We start from the raw sequence: 21318 nt of genomic DNA, 5'->3' as shown, positions 1-21318 counted from the left end.
TTTTTATAAGCTACGTGTTAACCATTATGCCTCATATAATTTCCTCTCGTGTAACACAGTATCAAGCTCAAGTGATAACAGGTGTCACTATTTGCCGAAAATTCATTAATTCTTTAATTATTTTGACTTCATCCCTGAGTTATAGGGCATTGGGCATGGGGCATGGGGCATTGGTTATTTTTCCCTTTACTTCCTCATCTCCCTTACCTTACCCATTTCACCAGTACTTTAACTCAGAACTGGTGAACTCATGGTTGTGGGATTTTTTATTATCCTTCTGTAACTTCTGTAGAAGTTTCGCTGTTTTCTTCCTCTGTCTGAAGTGCATCAGCATCAGATTCTGTGTCTTCCGTTTCTTCTGCGGGACTCAAAGAACCTTCGGGTACAAGTTCAACTGAGGAATGTTCTAAGAGCCAATCAATGATTTTTTCGGTTAACAGTTCGTTTTCCACGATTGACCGCAGTTTATCTTCATCAACGTCCTTTTCCTCCGGGTACTCTTGTAAAAGTTCTGTGACTCTGGCTGCGATTTCTTCTGGTGTTACCTCGATAGATTCGCGTTTGCCGATTTCCCGCAAGGATAAGGAACGTTTGATGCGTTCAATGGCCTCAGTACGCGATCGCTCCCGCAATTGAGGAATAATATCTTGAGTAAACAGCTTTCTCACATCCAATCCCTGCTGAGACAGCCGCATTGCTGTTTGCGTTAGCATTGCATCCACTTCTTGCTCAATCAAAGTTGCTGGTAAGTCAACTTCTACGTGCTTGAGCACTTCTGTTAACAAGGCTTCCTGTTTATTAGTTTTTGTTTTGTCATCCGCCTCTTTTTGATATCGCTCTACCAAAGAAGCGCGTAACTCCTCTAAGGTTTCAAAATCGCTGATTTCCTGGGCGAAATCGTCATTTATTTCTGGTAGTTCCTTTTCTTTGATTTCTTTGAGCGTCACAGTGAAATTTGCCGCTTTTCCAGCTAATTCTTCATTAGCATAAGGATCTGGGAACTGCGCCGCAATTTCTCTAGTTTCTTCCGGATTCATCCCTACTATTCCCGAAATAAAGCCTGGAATAAATTTATCTTCCTGCAACTCAACCTGAAAATCAGTTGCTTCGGCTCCGGGAATCGGTTCTAGTTCGGCTGTTTCATCCTCGCCCTCAACTCTGGCGAATGAACCTTTAAAATCGACTACGGCAATATCGCCGATTTGGGCTGCACGTCCTTCCACAGGAATCAATGTCGCCAATTCTTGACGTTCTTTATCCAGCGTGTTCTCCACTCGCTCTGGATCGAACTTAACTTCTTCGGCCTTGGCTTGCAAATCAGTGTACTGCACTAGATTCACTTCTGGTTCTACATCGACAGCAGCCGAAATCGTCAGGGGTTTTCCAGGTTCATAATTATTAATCAAATCCTCAAAAGAGGAGCGCAATTGCGGCTGACCAATTGCTGGAATGGCTTCTTGTTTGACTGCTTGCTCAATGCCATCTTGAATTAGTTCTTCCAGCGCCGCTGCCTTGATTCGAGTTGTACCCAGCCGTTGTAGTAATATCGGCCGAGGCACCTTGCCTTTACGAAACCCAGGAATATTGGCAGTACTCGCTAAGTTTTTAATGACCTGTTCGTAAGTTTGCTTGGTAATTTCCGGCGTAATCTCTATTTCCAGGCCAATTTGGCTGGCGGGAAGTTTTTCCTGCGTGACTTTCATGCTTCGTCTCTAGTTTTCTGGTATTTTATACTCCGAGTACACACAAGACGCAATAAAATAATTGTTTGCGTTTATGGCTTGGTGTCTCTTAGGGGCAATGGGAGTTTGCCAAAAGGTCTTGTGACATCCAAGGATGGATGTTTGTCCTGGGGCAAACATCCAGTTTACTGCCAATTATCAAGGACTTGACATTTTACCTTCATAACAATTTGGTTAATCGGGCAATGGGTATTGGGATTAGGGGAGAGCTGATAGTGAATAATCTGTACCCTATTCCCTTCTTCACTCCCCACTCACTCTAAAACTTAGGAATTAATTTTTCAGTGGGCTAACGCCGTGATATCCTGGTTCTCAAAGAGTGGTTAGTACCCCCAAATTAAAGTTATAGTATTGAGTCTAGCTATTATCTAGCTATTATTAAGTTGTGTGTGGTATGAGAGCGCATCTGTTACTTAACCGCATAGCTCAGTTTTGCGTTGTGCTAGCTTTATGCATTTAGATTCTAGTATATTCATCATCTTGGGAAGAAACTTTGCAGCTAATACATCTGTTTCTTTACAGGTAGTATGCCTGTTAAACGCCTAAGTGCAGATATCTACATTTTTCTGCTAAATGGTGGTTTATTGTATAATATATAGTTAAAAGATAGAAGAAACAATACATCACTATTGTTTTAAAATGCAACATCACTTAACTTACTAAACAACCAAAAAAATATGTATTAGATATATAAAGGATAGACTAAATTAGAGAAAATCTAACCCTATTAAAAATGTATTTCCAGACTGCGATCGCTATTTATATATAAGTAAATTGTCAATAATTCTAAAAAATCGCAAATAAATATCTTAAAGGAGGAAGGAAGTTTGTCGAAATCCTATCGTTTAGCTATTTTGGGAGCAACTGGTGCAGTCGGCACAGAGTTACTGGAATTATTAGAAAGTCGTAATTTTCCGGTTGCTGACTTGAAATTATTAGCATCAGAGCGGAGTGTCGGGCGATCACTACAATTTAAAGGGGAAAATATACCAATAGAGGCCGTGAGCGATCGCGCCTTTGAAAATGTCGATATAGTACTGGCTAGTGCAGGTGGTTCCACATCCAAAACTTGGGCAGCAGTTGCCGTTGAAAAAGGCGCAGTAGTAATTGACAATTCCAGTGCCTTTCGGATGAACCCAGAAGTTCCCTTAGTAGTGCCAGAGGTGAATCCCCAAGCCGCAGCACATCACCAAGGCATTATTGCTAACCCCAACTGTACAACGATTTTAATGGCTGTGGCAGTCTGGCCATTGCATAAAGTTAAACCAGTGCAACGCATTGTCGCTGCAACCTACCAATCTGCTAGTGGTGCGGGTGCCAGAGCGATGGCAGAAGTCAAAACCCAAACAAGCGCTATACTACAAGGACAGCCACCGATTGCCGAAATATTGCCTTACCCATTGGCATTTAATTTATTCCCGCATAACTCCCCATTAAACGATTTGGGTTATTGTGAGGAAGAAATGAAAATGGTCAACGAAACCCGAAAAATATTTGGTACGCAGCAAATCAGAATCACTGCGACCTGTATACGGGTTCCCGTACTCCGCGCTCACTCAGAAGCCATTAATTTAGAATTTGAGACTCCCTTTAGTGCGAAGGAAGCCAAAGAAATTTTAAATTCCTCCCCTGGAGTAAAATTGGTCGAAGATTGGGGAACTAATCATTTTCCGATGCCCATTGAAGCAACAGGTCAAGATGAAGTTCTAGTGGGAAGAATTCGTCAGGATATTTCTCATCCTTGTGGCTTGGAATTATGGTTGTGTGGCGACCAAATCCGCAAAGGCGCAGCATTAAATGCAGTACAAATCGCTGAATTGTTGGTAGAGAAAAATCTACTCAAACCATTAGCTATTAGTCATTAGTCATTGGTCATTGGGAAAGTGACAAAGAACAAATGACTAATGACAAAAATGACACTTGAAAGCAATTTGCAGATAGGTTATTACAATAGAAAACCACCAAGATACAAAAACATGGGTAATCAGGAGTGAAAAAGGGTGGGAGATTTTGGCAATGTTTTAACCGCTATGATTACGCCGTTTAAAGCAGATGGTAGTGTCAACTACGATGTAGCGGCAAAACTGGCGGCGCATCTAGCTAACAACGGTACAGATACATTGGTGATGTGCGGCACAACAGGAGAATCCCCAACACTAAGTTGGGATGAAGAATACCAGTTGTTTGTCGAGGTATTGCAGTCCGTGGCCGGAAAAGCCAAGGTAATCGCAGGTTGTGGATCAAATTCCACTAAAGAAGCGATCGCAGCCACCCAAAAAGCGTCTAAAATAGGAGTACATGGTTCCTTACAAGTTGTTCCTTATTACAACAAACCGCCACAGGCGGGATTGGAAGCGCATTTTAAGGCGATAGCACTAGCCTGTCCCGACCTACCATTGTTGTTATATAATGTCCCCGGTCGTACCGGACAAAACCTTCAGCCAGAAACAGTTGCCCGGTTAGCTGAAGTTAGCAATATTGTCGGGATTAAAGAATCCACTGGTAATATAGATCAGGCAAGCGAAATTCGTCGCTTGACACCAAAAGAATTCCACATCTATTCTGGTGATGATTACATGACTTTGCCCTTGTTAGCGATCGGGGCAAAGGGTGTGGTAAGTGTGGCTTCTCATCTGGTAGGAAACCAACTACAGCAGATGATCCAAGCTTTTAACGCGGGTAAAATTGAGGTAGCAAGCGACATTCATCTCCAACTCTTCCCGTTGTTTAAAGCTCTATTTCTCACTTCAAATCCCATTCCAGTGAAAAAAGCACTGAAACTTCAAGGTTGGGAGGTTGGTTCAACTCGTCCGCCGCTATGTGAAGCTGATTTAGAAGTCAGTCAAAAGTTAGAAGCGGTTCTAAAAGAACTTAGTTTAATCTAGCCACCAGCTAGTTAAGCGTTGGTAATCTACTCCTTACCAAAGATACATATAAACAATGATCATAATTGTTCATAAGTTGCAATTTAAAAACCTGTGCTAGGACTGATAGATATACTATGAATCCTTGAGTATACAGTCGATTTTATTGAATAAAAAATTGAAATCTTCAATTAAAACTTGATTGCTTTCAGACTGACTTAAGAGACAGATGATGTCTTAAATGCAAGTTCGTTAACTATCAACTTAATTAACCACAAGTAACAATCTAAGGAGAAAATGGCTAAAAACGAAGCTAATAATTCCGCCTTGAAAATTATTCCTTTGGGCGGTTTGCATGAAATTGGTAAAAATACCTGTCTTTTTGAGTATGACGATGAAATTATCTTGTTAGACGCAGGATTGGCTTTTCCCACAGAGGCGATGCATGGAGTCAATATTGTTCTGCCAGATACGACCTATCTACGGGAAAATCGCCACAAAATTAAAGGGATGATCGTTACTCATGGTCATGAAGACCATATTGGCGGGATTGCTTTTCATCTCAAGCAATTTGATATTCCGGTGATTTATGGGCCCAGACTAGCAATGGCAATGCTAGAAGGTAAATTGGAAGAAGCAGGAGTCCGCGATCGCACAGAAATTAGAACAGTTCTACCACGTGATGTGGTGCGGATTGGCAAAAACTTTTTAGTTGAATATATCCGCAACACCCACTCAATCGCTGATAGTTTCACTGTTGCTATTCATACTCCCCTGGGTGTAGTCATTCACACAGGGGATTTTAAAATTGACCATACCCCAGTGGATGGTGAAAAGTTTGACTTGCAACGCCTAGCAGAACATGGGGAAAAAGGTGTTCTTTGTTTACTGAGTGATTCCACTAACGCAGAAGTGCCAGGATTTACACCTTCGGAACGTTCAGTTTATCCCAATCTGGAGAGAGTATTTAGTCAAGCTCCAGGGCGATTATTTGTCACTACCTTTGCTTCTAGTGTCCATCGCATCAACATGATTTTGGATATCGCCAAGAAGCAGAACCGTGTAGTGACGGTTGTCGGGCGTTCGATGCTGAACTTGATTGCTCATGCCCGCAATTTAGGTTACATCAAATGTGAAGATAATTTGCTGCAACCATTGCACGCAGTCCGCAATCTACCCGATGAGAGAGTACTGGTTTTAACTACAGGTTCTCAGGGTGAATTGATGGCAGCAATGACCCGCATTGCTAACAAAGAACATCCTCACATTAAAATCCGCCAAGGAGATACGGTAGTATTCTCTGCTAACCCAATTCCCGGAAATACGATCGCAGTAGTCAACACCATTGATAAATTGATGATTCAAGGTGCGAAAGTGGTCTATGGGCGCGATAAAGGGATTCACGTCTCCGGTCACGGCTGTCAGGAAGAACAAAAGCTGATGATTGCCTTAACTCGACCCAAATTCTTTGTGCCATTCCACGGCGAACATCGGATGCTGGTGAAGCACGCAGAAACGGCTCAGAGTATGGGCATTCCTGCAGAAAACATGATCATTATTCAGAATGGTGATATTGTCGAACTGACTGAAGATGCTATTCGCGTCGCTGGTAAAGTACCATCTGGTATTGAATTGGTGGATACTACTAGTTCGGGCATGGTAAGTGCCAAAGTGCTGCAAGAACGGCAACGTATGGCTTCAGAAGGCATTATCACGATCGCAGCTGCCATTGATTGGAATGGTAAACTGTTGGCAAAACCAGAAATTCACCTACGGGGTGTAGTGACAAGTGTAGAGCGATCGCTGTTACAAACTTGGGTAAAACAACGCATTGAAGAAATCCTCACTGTGCGCTGGACAGAATTTGCTCCTGGTGGTGAAGCAGCAGATATAGACTGGGGTGGATTGCAAGGAACTTTAGAACGAGAATTGCAACGTTCCATCCGTCGGGAATTGCAATGTCAGCCATCTGTGACTTTATTGATGCAAATCCCTGATGAGCCACCTGTAAAAGTTGCCGATGGGAGAAGACGGCGGACTCGGACTGCTGCTCAGGTAGCATCATAGAGAATTTAAGGTAAAAATTTCATACAGATAGAAGTTTGAGCAGTGGTTTTCACCGCTCAAACTTCAATGAAAGCAAAGGCACAGAATTTTTCTGAACGTCTTTGCGCTTTCTTTTATCATGGGTATAGAAATTATCTATAGTTATTGGAGGCGATCTAACTTGTTAGGTTGCTCTCGCCTCAAGCAACTCCAACCAATATCTCCTCATTTTTCTCGGCTGCTGAAAGATACAAATCTCTCCACCGCTCAAAGTGGTCAAGATACCATCTTTCTCGACCTTCATCTCTTGCAAACAGTGTTTCAGGATCGATCTGTCGCAAAATGCCTGCTCCTTCACTGACTAGCTCACGGGATATAAGTCCCAATGACTCATCTGCTGACAACAGAGTTGGAGCAAGAGTTTGATCTCCGAACATGAGCTTTTCAACAATCTTATGGGCATTCGCAAACTTTCTTCTCGATAGCTCTTGCGACAATCGTTTCTCGATTTCAACAGATGATTTTTCTAGTGATGTTCTTCTATCTTCAATCCCTGGATAGGCTTGACGAGTAAGCCTTAACTCAGACCGGAATTGTGCGATTACCCGATCTGCTTCTAGTTCAGATCCAAAAGTCTCTTGGTGTGTTTCAATAACATCTTCAAGGATTTCATTAATCTCTTCAGGCTCAATCTCAAAAAAGCGGAAAATACCGCAGCCATAGGGGAAAAGAGAAACTACAAGGATGCTGAGTGCCTTTTGACTCTGAAGGCGTGCGTACAGCAGACTGTCAGGAGGAATTGCGCTGTAGAGTACAGAAACACCCATAAGCAAGCTCATCTGATGTTAACGCTTCAGACTATATCACTCTCAAATTGCCACCGCAAACCTAAGTTTTGTGAAATGCAATCGATGCTAATCGATCAAAAATCACTACTGCTAAGGCATTCAGCCAGCGATGAACAAGACACACTTATGTGAGAAAGTGGGAACACGGAAAGGAAAAATGCCTTCTAGGATATTACTGATGTTTTTACTTAGCAAAAATACTTTCCGAAAGACCTTATATTAAGTTCTGTAAATGTTACACTAAAACCTATCCAATGATGGATGTCTTTATTAAAATTTAAACTGTGTCAAGTTATGAACAAGATCGTAATATTACACTACCGATCCCCAGAAAATTGCGATTAACTTGACGTAGTAATAAATTAGGTTCTGACTTAAGTGGCTAATCAGGTATTACATTATATCGCAGTCAGAACGCGATTTTTCCGGGAAAGTTCGTTGCCACGTTGTATATATTCATCAAAAAGGTGAATAGCCTCAATAACACAGAGGGTTAACCATGAAGGTATTCGACAATACCACCAAAAAGATTTTTCTGGCTAGCTGGGTATCAATCAATCAAGCAGAGACTACTGACCATAAAGCAACCCAGCTAAACCATTCTCCTTCCAAGCCTTACTGGGATATTCTCCAACCCCTACGGCAGCGAGTAGAAAACATTCAAGTCCGCGATCGCCAACTAGCTCACCGTTTGTGTAAACTGATTCCATCTCAGTGCCCCTTTGAGCGTGATGTCAAATTATTTGGGAAGACCTTGTTTCACATCCCACCCATGTGCAAACTCAACCCCTTATATGAAGAAGTGGTTGGTTTACGTTTCCGAGCGTTGTGCTATCTAGCCGACGACTGTGGCGAAGATGTATCGCAGTACTGCTAATACTGAGATATGAACGCTGAGGAAAAAGTTAGGAGTCAGGAGTAAAAGGTCGGGGATCAATAATATAACTCCTAATTCCTAACTCCTAACCATTTTTTATTATTTTTTTACTATTTCTTTTGCCATTTTTGAATGGCATCCTGAGCATCTTCATAAGCGGCTGTTTCCTCTGGCACTAAAGCAGCGGTCGCAATTGCGGCATTTCGTTCTCCTTCGGTGGCGCGACGCTTGGCCAGGTCTAAAATTTTCTCACTCCATTTGTTGATCGATTTCTGGGCTGTATCGAAGCCTGGTTGCTCGGCTGGTACTTTCTTGGCAACTTCGATCGCCCGATTGTAGGTAGATGCCTGTTCAGACTTAATTAAGGCATTAGCTGCATCTAAAAGAGTTTTGTTACTCACATATTGCTTACCCTCTAACCGCCACAGGTTAATTGCTGCTTGTGCTTTGGCGTAGGGGGCTTCATATTTGGTAATTAGTCGAGCCGCAGCAATAGCGCTGGCATACTGTCTTTGTTTAGCACGACCCTCTGCTAAATCTAAAATCATCTGGCTCCAAATCTGAATATTCTCTTGAGCTTGTTCGTACAGTGGTTCACCCGATTGAATTTTTCGGGCTGTAGCGATCGCCATGCTCAAATCGCTCGCCTGAGTTTGTCTGAGCGACATTTTCGCCAGGTCTAATACTGCTTGATTCCGCTTTTTTGACTCGGAACTAGAGACTATTTGGGCGCTAGATTGATTTTTGAGTCTAACTGGTGGAGTGCGTAGGCGTAGCCCGTCGGAGACATCGCTTGGTAAATTCTTGATAACTTGGCGATCGCTAACAGTAGCATTGGGTGATGTCCTTGATATTTGCTTAATTCTAAAAGTTTCTTGATTACGCAGAAAAACTACGGCGATTAAACCTGCTACCAGCAAGCTGCCTCCGCCCCATAAGATAAACTGTTTCCAAAAAGGGATACTTGGCTGATTCGCAGGCAATCGCGAGACGTAGCCTTGGGAAGAATTGGGGATAAATCTTCCTCTGGTATTCACTCCCAAGGAAGTTTCCGGCATTGGCTGGGAAACTAAGCTGCCACCTGACTCCTGAACTTTTTGACCCTTCATCTGTTGCGAGGAGTTCACACTAGCTTCTCCCCATCTGCCCCGTTCTGCTGAAGTTCTAGAATAATCATCGAGGGGAGGAGCTGCAAGGGCAACGGCAAAGGATTCTTCAGGATAAATCATCGGTTCTGCTTGAAAGTCGCTTTCCACTGCCAATTTTGGCAAGATTACTTGCTGCCTTGATGGGATAATAGTGGCAGGGTTTTGGACAGGACGCCAGTGGTGGTGACATAATTTTGGCATGATCAGGCTTAAGTAGCTTTCTAAATCTGCCAAGTTGCTGCCATTCCCAGAACGTAAAGCTTCTAACAAAACTGCTGTGAAGAATCCGTGACCTAATTCGCTACTCTCATGGGAAAATTGCTCTGGTTGGCAAGAAAGAATTGTCGCGAGTTGTAGCTCTTGGGCTAGTTCTATTGTTTCTTCACCAACAGGAGCATCCGCTTGAGTGCCAAAGGCACGGTTGATATCAAGTAGTAGCAATACATTCAGATCGGCAAGTTGCAGACTTTGCATTAGCGATCGCAATTCTATGCCAGTCTCTTGCACGAGTTCGGGGTTTCCCTCTACTGGCATTAAGTAATCTTTGCCCTTGTAGTTGACTCCATAACCGCTAAAAAATAACCACAGATAGTCTTCTGGTTGCCAACTCGTCGCTGCTAAGTCCTCAAGTAGCAGCAAAATATTCTCCTTCGTCGGGTAAGTTGATCTACCCTCAATCGGCGGCGAAGTATCTGTCATTAACAGAGAGTGTTTGGGGACAAAACCTGCCTCTGTCACCAAAAAATCTTCTAGTGCCTCAGCATCCGCTTGGGCACAACTTAAAGGTTGAAATAACTGATATTGATTGATGCCAATCGCGATCGCCCAGTAATTTGCCATCCCGCTCTTTGTCAGTTATTGTTTGCTGGTCTTAAAATTGCGGTTGGCTTTGCCAAAAAAACAAAGCTAACCTATGTCTTATAGTCTAGGTGATTCAGATCGAATCTTAAGTTAGAATGTAATTTTTATTACGTTAGCTGGTCGGAAAATACCTTTTACCTAATTTCAATAACAGATCATCACTAAGGAGATAGAAGGTCATGAGCAAGATTTCTGCTCACCTACCATCATCGATCACTCCCTTTTCAGTTATTAGCCAAATTGCCAGAAGAATCCGGATAGTTCCTTTAGTAGTTTTGCTCATATCTACCGTTCCTACTTGGTTTTTAACGGAAGCGATCGCACCGCAGGTTGTGCGAGCTTACACCGCTAGAGTTGATCTAGCTATTGACCGCCTGCCGGAAGAAAACTATGAAACCGTTCTCAGGAGAGCGGAAGCGGCCGCTAGGGCAGCTGCTCAAAGGAGCTTCGATCAAGATATTTTGGTGACAGATGTTTCCATCATTGTGTCCGTACAAAATTATGGCGCGATCGCACCAGTTCTGACATTAGAAGTTAGTCGTCCAGAATGGCGATCGCGCCCTGATGCTCAAAATTGGGCCACTTACTTCAAAACTGCGCGATCGCTACTTTTCTTTGAAAATAGCTCTAATCCAGTTCCAGCAGCTAGCAGTGTGTCACCTCAAAAATGACGGGTTTAGCTTGACACGGAGAAAAGTCCAAGCCAAGGCTTGGACTTTTTTCAAGGGAGATGCAAAGAAGTCACTCTTGTAAGTCCTTCTGTCTCCACGTCTTTGCGTCAGTCTTAATCCAACTTACTTAATTCCTCACTCAACTGTTGTCCTTGGCGTCAGTGGATGGCCTAGAATAAGAAGGTTGTCAAGAATCGCGATATCTGCTGACATGGCTGTTCCTAAGAAGAAAACTTCCAAATCAAAACGAGATAAACGTCGAGCTACCTGGAGGCACAAAGCCGTCGTCGAAGCTCAGAAAGCCCTCTCTCTGGGCAAGTCGATTTTGACTGGACGTTCTACATTTGTATATCCAACTGCTGAAGAAGAGGAAGAAGAATCATAATTTCCCAGTCAGGAAAAGCATGAACAGCGCCGATAGATTTGATTGCCAAAGTCAACAATCAAACTTATTACCAATGGATAAACGCTTTTTCTTAGCTTTCCTGATTGCATTATGAATCATAGACACTCTACATAAGCTCATTAGATCGAAAAAAATTGGTAGTGAGTAATTGGGAACATCTATTACCCATTACCTATCATTCATAGGTAATGATCAAGTAATCATATAAAAAGTAAAACATCTGGTAGTGTTGGCAACTCAGCAAAAAAGCTTGTAAATACCTTGAGAAAACTTATTTTTCTCCAACTATGCTAGGAAAATTTTTTCAGAAACCAGGGAAAGAAGAGGGGGAACGTGTCCCTCCTGGTCAACACTTAGCTAAAGGTTTCCCCGTATTAACTTACGGTGCAACTCCCCAAGTTAGCACTGAGGAATGGGAGTTTCGAGTTTGGGGTTTAGTAAAACCCGCTACCTTTAGTTGGTCAGACTTTATGGCGCTACCTCAACACGAATTCACAGCGGACTTCCACTGTGTAACGCGCTGGTCTAAACTCGATGTCAAATGGACTGGCATTAAAGTTACAGATTTTATGGGTTTGATTGAGTTAGACCCCAAGGTAGCCCACATTATGGAACACTGCTATGGCGGCTACACTACCAATATTTCTGTAGAAGATTTTATGCGCGAAGAAAACTTCTTTGCCTTTAAAGTCTTTGGTGAAGACCTTTCAGCTGAACACGGTGGCCCGATGCGGCTAGTTGTTCCCCATCTCTACGCTTGGAAAAGTGCTAAATGGATTAATGGTTTAGAATTTTTAGCTGGAGAAGAACTTGGTTTTTGGGAGCGGAATGGTTACCATCGCCGTGGTGAACCTTGGGCTGAAGAGCGTTACAGCAACGCTTTTGGGTTTTAGATTTTGGATTGAAGGAAAAATTCAAAATTGGCAGGGTTAGGAGTTATAGATTTTTATTTCTCACTTATAACTCCCAACTCATAACTCCTAACTCATAACTTTTTTTAACCCAGAAGTTTCTTTATGAATGGCAATTTTCCCTGATATGGAGCGTATCGCCATTTTAAATCGAGCCAGAAGGAGTTTTGCAATACACTTTTTTTATGGGAAAAAGTGTCAAAACTAGCTTTGCCATGATAGTTGCCAATACCGCTATCTCCCACCCCACCAAATGGTAAAGACGAAACACCAACCTGCATCACTGTATCGTTAATACAGACTCCACCAGAGGAAGTTTCCTGCAAAACTCGCTTTTGCAGGTTTTTGTCTTGAGAAAATAAGTATAACGCCAAGGGTTTGGGTCTAGAGTTAATCAAAGCGATCGCTTCTGCAATATCAGTATATTCAATTACAGGTAGAATAGGGCCAAAAATCTCTTCTTGCATTACAGAATCATCTAAAGAGACATTATCAATCAGTGTTGGGGCGATATAACGCTCTGAAGGTTGATTTTCTCCACCGATGATAACTTCACCGTCTTTAAGAAAGTTAACCAACCTATCAAAGTGTTTTTCACTAATAATCCGGGCATAATCAGGACTGTTTACAGGATTCTCGCCATAAAATTCTTTTAAGGATTTTTCCAGCCCATCTATTAAATCTTTTTTGATTTTTTTATTAACTAAAAGATAATCGGGGGCGATACAAGTTTGTCCAGCATTAATAAATTTGCCCCAAGTTATTCGTCTGACAGTGTGTTCAACATTAATGTCAGTATCTACAATACAAGGACTTTTACCACCCAATTCTAAAGTCACTGGGGTGAGATATTTTGCCGCTGCTGCCATAATGATTTTGCCAACGGCTATGCCACCAGTAAAAAAGATATGGTCAAACTTTTCTGCAAGTAGTTTTTGACTTGCTTCCACGCCTCCTTCAACCACTGTAAGATAAGCAGGGTCAAAATGTTTGGCAATAATCTTAGCAATGACATCAGAAGTATGAGAAGCAATTTCTGAAGGTTTGATAATTGCACAATTACCGGCTGCGATCGCACCTATTAACGGTGAAATAATTAACTGAAATGGATAGTTCCAAGGCCCAATAATTAAGACAACCCCTAATGGTTCTGGATAAATTTTCGCTGAATATGAAAAAAAATCCCAGGAAACCGCTGCTTTCTTGGGCTTACTCCAGTTTTGAAGATGTTTTATAGTGTAATCAATATCCTTAATTACGCTGATTTCTGTAAGGTAAGTTTCTAATTCCGGTTTATGTAAATCCGCTTTTAAAGCCTCGACTATTGACTGTTCATGTTCAATGATTGCTTGCTTAAGATTTTTCAGTTTTTCAATGCGAAAAGTTACATCTTTAGTTTTGCCCGTTTGAAAAAACTCTCGCTGATTCTGGATAATATTGTCAATTTTAGATAATTCAGTGGTAATCATTATTGTGTCCTATAAAAAACTATTTAATGCTAATGCTATTATCTCAGCATATTTTATTCGTCAATTTTTAGCCTTTGATTTTCTAATTGGAATATTTACTTTAAATTCTTGGTAGATAGTAGTAAGGTTATAAATTATGAATTTTTAGGATAAAAACTATACAATTCATAATTTATAATTACTAATTTTCTCATACTTGGGTGGGTAGAAGAACAATAAATACACTACCTTTGCCCAACTCGGAATTAAGCAGAATTATGCCTTGATGTGCCTCGACAATTCGACGAGCAAGGTACAGTCCTAAGCCACTACCAGAAGTTTTGTGGCTGCCTTGGCGAAATCGTTCAAAGATGGTGGCTTGTTCTTCAGGGGGAATACCTGGGCCTGTATCTGCTATTTCAATTCTAATGTAGTCAACGGAATTGGATTTTTCAGATAACAGAGATTGATTACTTTTATCGAACTGGCGTTGAGAAGTAAGACGAATAGTCACAGAACCAGAGTCGGTAAATTTGATCGCATTGCCTATGAGGTTGGTAAATAGACGATGCAGTTCCAAGCGATCGCCCATGACTGTGTTTGATTCTTGGGTAAAATCCACACTTAGCGACAGTGCTTTGTCTTGAGCTAAGGGTGATAATTCTCCAGTTACCTCTTCTAGCAATTGGCTCAGATTAACTGGTTGAAATGCCAAACTTTTGCGACCTGCTTCAAAGCGATAAACTTCCAATAAGGTATTCACCATAGAAAGCAGGTTGATATTGCTACGGGCCATGATGGCGATTACTTCCTGCATTTGCGTTGATAATGTTCCCAACGCACCTTGCTGAAATAGCATCAACATGCGATCAGCGGCTACTAGGGGAGTACGTAAGTCGTGAGTGAGACGGGAGACAAAATCTTCTCGCTGGCGGGCAATTTCATCACGTTCATCCATACTATGCTTCAAACGTAGGAGTGATCGCACTCGTGCCAGCAATTCATCTACTGTTACAGGTTTGCGGATAAAATCATCAGCCCCCAAGTCTAATCCGTGGGCGACGTTGGGCGTATCGTGGGCAGTGATCAGCAATATGGGGATGTATTGCGTCAATTTCATCTCTCCACGAATGTGTTTAGTGACTTCGTAACCGTCCATACCTGGCATCATTAGATCCAGTAGAACCAAGTCACAAGGAGAAGCTTTCAATTCTGCCAAGGCTGAAATACCATTTTCTGCGGTGCTAACTGTGTAACCTTCTTCCTCCAAAATAGTTTTGATCAAAAACACGTTATCAGGAGAGTCATCGACAACTAGAATTTTGTCAGAGCGAGAAGATTGTGAAGTCATATAGATGCAGGGTATGGGGTAAAAGTAAATTTTTGATAAGGCTAGCTGTATTTGTAACAATTTGTCTAGCTATATGTGTTTGAATCGTTCTCTTTTGTTGGCTCAGGCAGAGACTTTAGAGATGTTTTGAGCAAAATCCAATCAAGATAGAGTATGAGAATCTGCATTTTCAGAAAGTGGTTGAGACATTGAAAGCTTTCATCCCTCAGCAGCCATGCCCAGATTTTTTTCAGCAATAGCACTAGGATAACTTCAATAGATTTCTTGAGAATCAGAGTAATTAATATTTCTAACATTGCGATCGCCTCAGTTGCTTGACTGAGTTCAATGTCGTAATTTTATTTTGTAGTTATTTATTTGACTTGTAGTGACTTAGATTGACTTGTCTTGACATCTGATGACTTGCCGTATTCTGCTTGAAACGCACGCTAAACTGAACTTGAAGCTGATTTTATAATAGGTATATGTTGTTACCAAAAGACTTCCTGACACAACTAGAGCAATACAGCGAATTGTCAAATAGAGAAAAGGCAGTTTTTGTGGAAATCTTTGGTAATAGCAAGAGCCGAGTTGAAGTTACACAAGCATTTCACATCTCTGAGAGCAATCTAAGTAGTTGCCTGACAGGGATTTACAAAAAGTTCAGTATTTGCGGCAGTGGGCCTGTGAAAGAAAGCCGCTTGCGGGAGTATCTACAAAAGCGATATTCCCAGCAGAAACCTTCTGGTAGATCAACTGCTAACGTTGCAGAGGATGATATTGAGGCTCTAGTTCAAGAAATCCGCGAACAGGTTAAACCCAACATTAAAGAAAAGTGTGGAACGATGCGTGTGCTGGATATGGATCAGCCTATTGAGTTAACTGGAGAGCGAGGCATCTATACTAACGTCAACATTCTGGAGAAAACTACAAAACGCAGGCGAATGAAAATTGGGCAACTGCTGCAAAAGTTTGATCGGGAGGACTTTGATCATTTTGGACTTCACAAACCCAGTGAGAAGCGAGTACCAGGTCTGCAAGCAGTGCAGCATCATAATAAACTAATGGTTTTAGGTAAACCGGGCGCAGGAAAGACTACATTTTTGAAGTATTTAGCGATGCACTGCATCGAAGGGCAGTTTTTGACAAACCGAGTTCCCGTATTTATCATCCTCAAGGACTTCGCACAAGACCCTAAACAACTAGATATTCTCCAGTACATTACTCAACAATTACTTATCTGTGGTATCCACGATAGCAGCGTGAAAACTGAGCACCTGTTGAGACAGGGTAAAGTTTTGGTTTTACTGGATGGTCTGGATGAAGTTAGAGAAGAAGATACAAAGCGTATTTTATGGCAAACTCGGAATATTTCCGAACAGTTCCACACCAATCAATTTGTTATAACCTGTCGGATAGCTGCCCAAAAATACACTTTTGAACAGTTTACTGAAGTGGAAGTAGCAGATTTTGACGAAGAACAGATTGCCATTTTTGCTCACAACTGGTTCCGCTTAATCTGCCAAGTGAAAGCTGAAATATTTATTGAAAAACTACAAGCAAACAAACGAATTTTTGAACTGGCAACTAATCCACTATTGCTAACCTTGCTGTGTCTGGTATTTGAGGAAAACGAAGATTTTCCAGCAAACCGTTCAGAACTTTATAAAGAAGGGTTGGATATATTACTTAAGAAATGGGACGCTAAACGGAACATTGAGCGCAATCAAGTTTATAAAAATTTATCTTTGTACTGTAAAGAAGATTTACTAAGTGAAATTGCTTTTACTACCTTTGAGCAGAAAGACTATTTTTTTAAACAAAAAACTGTAGAGGCATATATCGCCAAGTTTATCAGTAATTTACAGGATGCTAATTTAGAACCAGAGGTTTTGCAAGTTGATAGCGAAGACGTTTTGAAATCTATTGAAGCCCAGCATGGGTTACTGGTGGAAAGAGCAAAAGGAATTTATTCTTTTTCGCATCTGACTTTTCAAGAGTATTTTTGTGCTAGAAAAATTGTAGCTACTTTAGCATATAAAAATTTAGTGCATCACATCAATGAAAAACGCTGGCAGGAGGTATTTTTACTTACAGTTGGAGTTATGGAAAACCCAGATAATTTAGTATTATTAATGAAGCGGAAAATTGATAATTTAGCTGCTTCAGATGAAAAATTACAGCATTTTTTAGAATGGCTTGATTGTAAATCTAGTTCATTTGAATCTTTTTACAAGCCAGCAGCTATCAGAGCATTATATTTTAAAATGACTTTAGATAGTGAACAAAATAAATTAGATAATACTCTTGAAGGGGATTCAGGAAATACTTTATATGATTTAGATAATCCTCTTGGATGGGATTCAGAAGATACTTTAGATGATATAGAGGTAGATTGGTTACTCAATGAGGTTCTCACAAATAGTCTTGTTCTTAGTGATGACCTAGCTAATGCTTTTTCTCAACGTCTTGATGCTACTGATATTCATGATGAAACTATTGATAAATCATCCCGTGTACAAGCATTTCTTGATCGGGATTATGCTTGGTGTAAGCTAGCTGATATTGACGATTTTCTTGGGAATGCTATTGGTTTAGCTTCTTCTTTTCAATCAGAATTTAGGACTGCATTGCAGTTGCTACGAGATAAACTCAATCAGGCAATACCAGAATGGGAATACCTATTTGAAAAATTAGAAGGATTTGGAGAATGGTGGCAGGAAAATAGCCAAGCCTGGACTGAGCAGTTAATAGCTTTGATGATTGAACATCGTAATATTGGTCATAACTGGCAGTTCAGTTATAGACAAGCTAAACTACTAAAGCAGTATTATAATAGTAACAAACTCCTGGTAAACTGCTTAGACAGCGATTGTAATATTAGTGAGAAAATTAGACAAGAAATTGAGCATAACTTGCTATTACCAATCAGTAAATTAGAAACGTAAAATAACAAAGAGATTTCCTAATTTTGCATTTTAAACCTTTATCTACGTCTTTAGAAGTTTCGATAATCATTTCTTGGTAAATTCTGACTTCAGTAGATTGAGCTGTGATGAATTAAAACAAAAAGTACCTCTGTGCCATTGGTAAAACTGTTGCAGGTTCACAAATCAGCAACTCTCCATCAGCCCTAACTTGGTATGTTTCTGGATCTACTTCTATGTGGGGTAGTGCATCATTCAGCTTCATATCCCGCTTACTCAATTGGCGTGTCCCCGAAACTGCAACTACTGCCTTTTGTAAACCTAACTGGCTGGGAATTTCTTTCTCTAAAGCTGCTTGGGAAACAAAAGTTAATGATGTAGTATGACGCGCCCCTGCAAAACTACCAAACATCGATCGCATATACACTGGTTGCGGTGTGGGAATGCTGGCGTTAGCATCGCCCATTTGCGCCCATGCAATCATTCCGCCTTTAATCACTATCTCTGGTTTCACGCCAAAAAATGCAGGACGCCACAAACATAAATCTGCTAATTTTCCCTCTTCCACTGAACCCACATATTCAGCAATTCCGTGAGCGATCGCAGGGTTAATTGTATACTTAGCAACATATCTTTTTGCACGAAAATTATCTGCTTTTCGCTCAGTTTCTTGTGGGTTAAGAGTTCCTCGTTGCACCTTCATTTTGTGAGATGTCTGCCACGTGCGAATTATCACTTCGCCTACCCTTCCCATTGCTTGGGAATCGGAAGAAATCATGCTAAATGCGCCTAAGTCGTGCAAAATGTCTTCGGCGGCAATGGTTTCTCGGCGGATGCGAGACTCGGCAAAAGCAACATCTTCAGCGATCGCTGGATCGAGGTGATGACATACCATCAACATATCCAGATGTTCGTCTAAGGTGTTGAGGGTGTAAGGACGTGTGGGATTGGTGGAAGATGGCAGAACATTGGCTTGGCTGCAAACTTTGATGATATCTGGTGCGTGTCCGCCGCCTGCGCCTTCAGTGTGGTAGGTATGGATGGTACGATTTTTAAAAGCAGCGATCGTATCTTCGACAAATCCGGCTTCGTTCAGGGTATCAGTATGAATTGCTACTTGCACATCATATTCATCGGCAACACTGAGACAAGTATCAATTGCTGCGGGTGTGGTTCCCCAGTCTTCATGTAGTTTTAACCCCATTGCACCGGCGGCTACTTGTTCTATAAGTCCTTGGGGTTGACTGGCGTTACCTTTACCCAAAAATCCTAAGTTGACGGGAAAAGCATCAGCAGCTTGCAGCATTCTGTAAATATTCCAAGGGCCGGGGGTGCAGGTAGTGGCATTTGTACCCGTAGCTGGGCCTGTACCGCCGCCGATCATGGTAGTAATACCAGAAGCGATCGCCACTTCAATCTGCTGAGGACAAATAAAATGAATATGGGCATCGATACCACCAGCAGTGAGAATCATTCCTTCACCAGCTAAGGCTTCGGTTCCGGGGCCAATAATAATATCTACATTATTTTGAATATAAGGATTTCCGGCTTTACCAATTTTGAAAATCTTGCCATCTTTAATGCCAATATCTGCTTTGACAATTCCCCACCAATCGAGAATTAAGGCATTAGTAATTACTAAATCTACAGCACCATCGGCGTTAGAAATGGGGGATTGTCCCATCCCGTCTCGGATGACTTTACCACCGCCAAATTTCACTTCATCGCCGTAAGTGGTGAAATCTTGTTCAACTTCAATAAATAATTCTGTATCTGCAAGTCGGATGCGATCGCCTACTGTTGGGCCGTAGGTTTCGGCATAGGCGCGGCGATCCATTCTGTAAGGCATAATGCTACTCCTGACGATGGTGTTGATTTTAATATTTTTCAGCAATATTTGGGTTTATGCTATAAATGAGCGTTCTTGAAGGCGTAGACAGAATGACCTTAGCAGACCTAATTCCTATGGCTAGAAAGCTTTCTCCATCAGAAAAGCTCAAGCTAATTCGCATCCTTGCCGAAGATTTAGATACAGTCGAGGATATTTCTCCATTGGAACCCTTCAAAACCTACGATTTACCTACTCCTTATAATAGCTTTGGGGCTGGTACAGTCATGATGGAAGCACTCAAATCACAGGATTCCATTCATTAACCTGTATGCGGTTTAATTATTCGACTACAAATTTCACTCAAAACGAATTTGATAGTTTACCCAGAATTCCCCTAGTTTTAAGTCGAGAAAATCACAGCATAGAAGCAAATGCTTTAGTTGATAGCGGTGCTACTGTCAATGTTATGCTTTATGAACTAGGACTTCAGTTGGGTGGGATTTGGGATGAGCGTAAAGCTATTATTCAATTGGCAGGAAATCTCCGCAATCAACCTGCCATACCATTTTTCGCAAGGGCTGAAATTAGCAATTTTACTTCTGTGCAGTTAGTATTTGCATAGGTAAGCAGTCTTAACGCTCCTTTAATTCTTGGACAAACTAATTTTTTTTTGGAATTCGATGTTTGTTTTTATCGTTCCAAATTGGAGTTTGAAATTAAACCTATTCAATAAGCTTTTTTAAACGCAGAGGGAAGCGCAGAGGTACGCGGAGGTTTTTAGAGGTTTCCGTTGATTTTGGCGTTGAAGCCGTAGACTTGGCGAGTACCAACTAGGGGGATTAGAGTTATTTCTTTTTCGTCGCCTGGTTCAAAGCGGACTGCGGTTCCTGCGGGGATATCGAGACGCATTCCTCGCGCTTGTTCTCTGTCAAAGTTTAAGGCGGTGTTAACTTCATAAAAGTGATAGTGGGAACCGACTTGTATGGGGCGATCGCCTGTATTTGACACTTGTAATTTTATCGTTGGACGACCAACATTTAGTTCAATTTCACCTGCTGGTGTGATAATTTCGCCAGGAATCATAATAAATTAAAAATTAAAAAATTAACGAATGGGATTATGTACTGTCACTAATTTTGTACCATCAGGAAAAGTTGCTTCTACCTGCACTTCATCCACCATTTCTGGTATCCCTTCCATAACATCATCCCGCGTCAATAGAGTTGTACCATAACTCATTAATTCAGCTACAGTTTGCCCGTCTCTCGCACCTTCTAAAATAGCAGCAGAAATATACGCGATCGCTTCGGGATAATTCAGCTTTAAACCCCTTCCTTTACGTCTTTCTGCTAATAAAGCAGCAGTAAAAATTAATAGCTTATCTTTTTCCTGCGGCGTAAGTTGCATT

18 protein-coding genes are annotated in these 21318 nt (G+C 41.4%); 10 read left to right on the top strand and 8 right to left on the bottom strand.

The features are described 5' to 3' along the window. Positions 1-269: 269 nt before the first annotated feature. Positions 270-1703 (bottom strand): trigger factor, encoded by a 1434-nt coding sequence (gene tig, locus HWQ44_RS08775; protein ID WP_292717634.1) that lies wholly within the window; start codon positions 1701-1703, stop codon positions 270-272. 866 nt (positions 1704-2569) lie between these two features. Here tig and HWQ44_RS08770 point away from each other — a divergent pair. From HWQ44_RS08770 to HWQ44_RS08760, 3 genes are all read left to right on the top strand, one after another. Further along, positions 2570-3607 carry an aspartate-semialdehyde dehydrogenase gene (locus HWQ44_RS08770; RefSeq protein ID WP_292717631.1) on the top strand — a complete coding sequence of 346 codons (1038 nt, stop codon included), beginning with the start codon at positions 2570-2572 and terminating at the stop codon, positions 3605-3607. 135 nt (positions 3608-3742) lie between these two features. Beyond that, entirely contained in the window at positions 3743-4627 is an 885-nt protein-coding gene (dapA, locus tag HWQ44_RS08765) for a 4-hydroxy-tetrahydrodipicolinate synthase (RefSeq protein ID WP_292717628.1), read from the top strand. A 276-nt stretch (positions 4628-4903) separates the two neighbouring features. Next, on the top strand, positions 4904-6673 hold the full coding sequence (locus HWQ44_RS08760; RefSeq protein WP_292717625.1) for a ribonuclease J: 1770 nt from the start codon (positions 4904-4906) through the stop codon (positions 6671-6673). Positions 6674-6852: 179 nt separating this feature from the next. Here the strand turns inward: HWQ44_RS08760 and HWQ44_RS08755 are convergent, their stop codons facing one another. Next, positions 6853-7479 carry a hypothetical protein gene (locus HWQ44_RS08755; RefSeq protein WP_292717622.1) on the bottom strand — a complete coding sequence of 209 codons (627 nt, stop codon included), beginning with the start codon at positions 7477-7479 and terminating at the stop codon, positions 6853-6855. A 520-nt stretch (positions 7480-7999) separates the two neighbouring features. Between HWQ44_RS08755 and HWQ44_RS08750 the strand changes: the two genes are divergently transcribed. Further along, positions 8000-8377: a Mo-dependent nitrogenase C-terminal domain-containing protein gene (locus HWQ44_RS08750; protein ID WP_292717619.1), complete on the top strand. Its 378-nt coding sequence runs from the start codon at positions 8000-8002 to the stop codon at positions 8375-8377. 110 nt (positions 8378-8487) lie between these two features. On the opposite strand, the gene HWQ44_RS08745 is transcribed toward HWQ44_RS08750, so the two are convergent. Next, complete coding sequence (locus HWQ44_RS08745; protein ID WP_292717617.1) at positions 8488-10365, bottom strand: caspase family protein; 1878 nt, start codon at positions 10363-10365, stop codon at positions 8488-8490. Between the two features lie 200 nt (positions 10366-10565). On the opposite strand from HWQ44_RS08745, the gene HWQ44_RS08740 reads away from it, so the two are divergent. The 3 genes from HWQ44_RS08740 (at position 10566) to HWQ44_RS08730 (ending at position 12356) form a co-directional block, all read left to right on the top strand. After that, positions 10566-11057, top strand: a complete 492-nt coding sequence (locus tag HWQ44_RS08740) for a hypothetical protein (protein WP_292717614.1) — start codon at positions 10566-10568, stop codon at positions 11055-11057. A 211-nt stretch (positions 11058-11268) separates the two neighbouring features. Next, positions 11269-11442: a 50S ribosomal protein L32 gene (rpmF, locus tag HWQ44_RS08735; protein ID WP_012407602.1), complete on the top strand. Its 174-nt coding sequence runs from the start codon at positions 11269-11271 to the stop codon at positions 11440-11442. Positions 11443-11750: 308 nt separating this feature from the next. Further along, the gene (locus HWQ44_RS08730) at positions 11751-12356 is read left to right on the top strand and encodes a sulfite oxidase-like oxidoreductase (RefSeq protein WP_292717611.1); all 606 of its coding nucleotides are present in this window, start codon (positions 11751-11753) and stop codon (positions 12354-12356) included. Positions 12357-12460: 104 nt separating this feature from the next. Here the strand turns inward: HWQ44_RS08730 and HWQ44_RS08725 are convergent, their stop codons facing one another. After that, complete coding sequence (locus HWQ44_RS08725) at positions 12461-13843, bottom strand: aldehyde dehydrogenase (RefSeq protein WP_292717608.1); 1383 nt, start codon at positions 13841-13843, stop codon at positions 12461-12463. A 190-nt stretch (positions 13844-14033) separates the two neighbouring features. After that, positions 14034-15173 carry a hybrid sensor histidine kinase/response regulator gene (locus tag HWQ44_RS08720; RefSeq protein ID WP_292717606.1) on the bottom strand — a complete coding sequence of 380 codons (1140 nt, stop codon included), beginning with the start codon at positions 15171-15173 and terminating at the stop codon, positions 14034-14036. Positions 15174-15637: 464 nt separating this feature from the next. Here HWQ44_RS08720 and HWQ44_RS08715 point away from each other — a divergent pair, with 464 nt between their 5' ends. Continuing rightward, the gene (locus tag HWQ44_RS08715; RefSeq protein ID WP_292717603.1) at positions 15638-18100 is read left to right on the top strand and encodes an NACHT domain-containing NTPase; all 2463 of its coding nucleotides are present in this window, start codon (positions 15638-15640) and stop codon (positions 18098-18100) included. Between the two features lie 112 nt (positions 18101-18212). On the opposite strand, the gene ureC is transcribed toward HWQ44_RS08715, so the two are convergent. Beyond that, positions 18213-19928, bottom strand: a complete 1716-nt coding sequence (ureC, locus tag HWQ44_RS08710; protein WP_292717600.1) for an urease subunit alpha — start codon at positions 19926-19928, stop codon at positions 18213-18215. 65 nt (positions 19929-19993) lie between these two features. Between ureC and HWQ44_RS08705 the strand changes: the two genes are divergently transcribed. After that, entirely contained in the window at positions 19994-20233 is a 240-nt protein-coding gene (locus HWQ44_RS08705) for a hypothetical protein (RefSeq protein ID WP_292717598.1), read from the top strand. A 5-nt stretch (positions 20234-20238) separates the two neighbouring features. Next, complete coding sequence (locus HWQ44_RS08700; RefSeq protein ID WP_292717595.1) at positions 20239-20532, top strand: hypothetical protein; 294 nt, start codon at positions 20239-20241, stop codon at positions 20530-20532. 155 nt (positions 20533-20687) lie between these two features. On the opposite strand, the gene HWQ44_RS08695 is transcribed toward HWQ44_RS08700, so the two are convergent. Together HWQ44_RS08695 and ureA are read right to left on the bottom strand one after the other, a co-directional pair. After that, entirely contained in the window at positions 20688-20993 is a 306-nt protein-coding gene (locus HWQ44_RS08695) for an urease subunit beta (RefSeq protein ID WP_190932845.1), read from the bottom strand. 21 nt (positions 20994-21014) lie between these two features. Next, the gene (gene ureA / locus HWQ44_RS08690; RefSeq protein WP_292717587.1) at positions 21015-21317 is read right to left on the bottom strand and encodes an urease subunit gamma; all 303 of its coding nucleotides are present in this window, start codon (positions 21315-21317) and stop codon (positions 21015-21017) included. Between the last annotated feature and the right edge of the window lies 1 nt (position 21318).

Origin of the sequence: Nostoc sp. JL34, assembly GCF_017114945.1 — a bacterium.
Classification (GTDB): domain Bacteria; phylum Cyanobacteriota; class Cyanobacteriia; order Cyanobacteriales; family Nostocaceae; genus Nostoc.
Note: the sequence above shows the minus strand (reverse complement) of the source record. Positions and strands in the feature narration are given on the sequence as shown.

What these genes read in the sequence shown, in the direction of transcription:
- tig (WP_292717634.1), bottom strand. Translation starts at nt 1,703, where the DNA reads ATGAAAGTCACGCAGGAAAAACTTCCCGCCAGCCAAATTGGCCTGGAA.
- HWQ44_RS08760 (WP_292717625.1), top strand. Translation starts at nt 4,904, where the DNA reads ATGGCTAAAAACGAAGCTAATAATTCCGCCTTGAAAATTATTCCTTTG.
- HWQ44_RS08755 (WP_292717622.1), bottom strand. Translation starts at nt 7,479, where the DNA reads ATGGGTGTTTCTGTACTCTACAGCGCAATTCCTCCTGACAGTCTGCTG.
- HWQ44_RS08750 (WP_292717619.1), top strand. Translation starts at nt 8,000, where the DNA reads ATGAAGGTATTCGACAATACCACCAAAAAGATTTTTCTGGCTAGCTGG.
- HWQ44_RS08745 (WP_292717617.1), bottom strand. Translation starts at nt 10,365, where the DNA reads ATGGCAAATTACTGGGCGATCGCGATTGGCATCAATCAATATCAGTTA.
- HWQ44_RS08740 (WP_292717614.1), top strand. Translation starts at nt 10,566, where the DNA reads ATGAGCAAGATTTCTGCTCACCTACCATCATCGATCACTCCCTTTTCA.
- rpmF (WP_012407602.1), top strand. Translation starts at nt 11,269, where the DNA reads ATGGCTGTTCCTAAGAAGAAAACTTCCAAATCAAAACGAGATAAACGT.
- HWQ44_RS08730 (WP_292717611.1), top strand. Translation starts at nt 11,751, where the DNA reads ATGCTAGGAAAATTTTTTCAGAAACCAGGGAAAGAAGAGGGGGAACGT.
- HWQ44_RS08725 (WP_292717608.1), bottom strand. Translation starts at nt 13,843, where the DNA reads ATGATTACCACTGAATTATCTAAAATTGACAATATTATCCAGAATCAG.
- HWQ44_RS08720 (WP_292717606.1), bottom strand. Translation starts at nt 15,173, where the DNA reads ATGACTTCACAATCTTCTCGCTCTGACAAAATTCTAGTTGTCGATGAC.
- HWQ44_RS08715 (WP_292717603.1), top strand. Translation starts at nt 15,638, where the DNA reads ATGTTGTTACCAAAAGACTTCCTGACACAACTAGAGCAATACAGCGAA.
- ureC (WP_292717600.1), bottom strand. Translation starts at nt 19,928, where the DNA reads ATGCCTTACAGAATGGATCGCCGCGCCTATGCCGAAACCTACGGCCCA.
- HWQ44_RS08705 (WP_292717598.1), top strand. Translation starts at nt 19,994, where the DNA reads ATGAGCGTTCTTGAAGGCGTAGACAGAATGACCTTAGCAGACCTAATT.
- HWQ44_RS08700 (WP_292717595.1), top strand. Translation starts at nt 20,239, where the DNA reads ATGCGGTTTAATTATTCGACTACAAATTTCACTCAAAACGAATTTGAT.
- HWQ44_RS08695 (WP_190932845.1), bottom strand. Translation starts at nt 20,993, where the DNA reads ATGATTCCTGGCGAAATTATCACACCAGCAGGTGAAATTGAACTAAAT.
- ureA (WP_292717587.1), bottom strand. Translation starts at nt 21,317, where the DNA reads ATGCAACTTACGCCGCAGGAAAAAGATAAGCTATTAATTTTTACTGCT.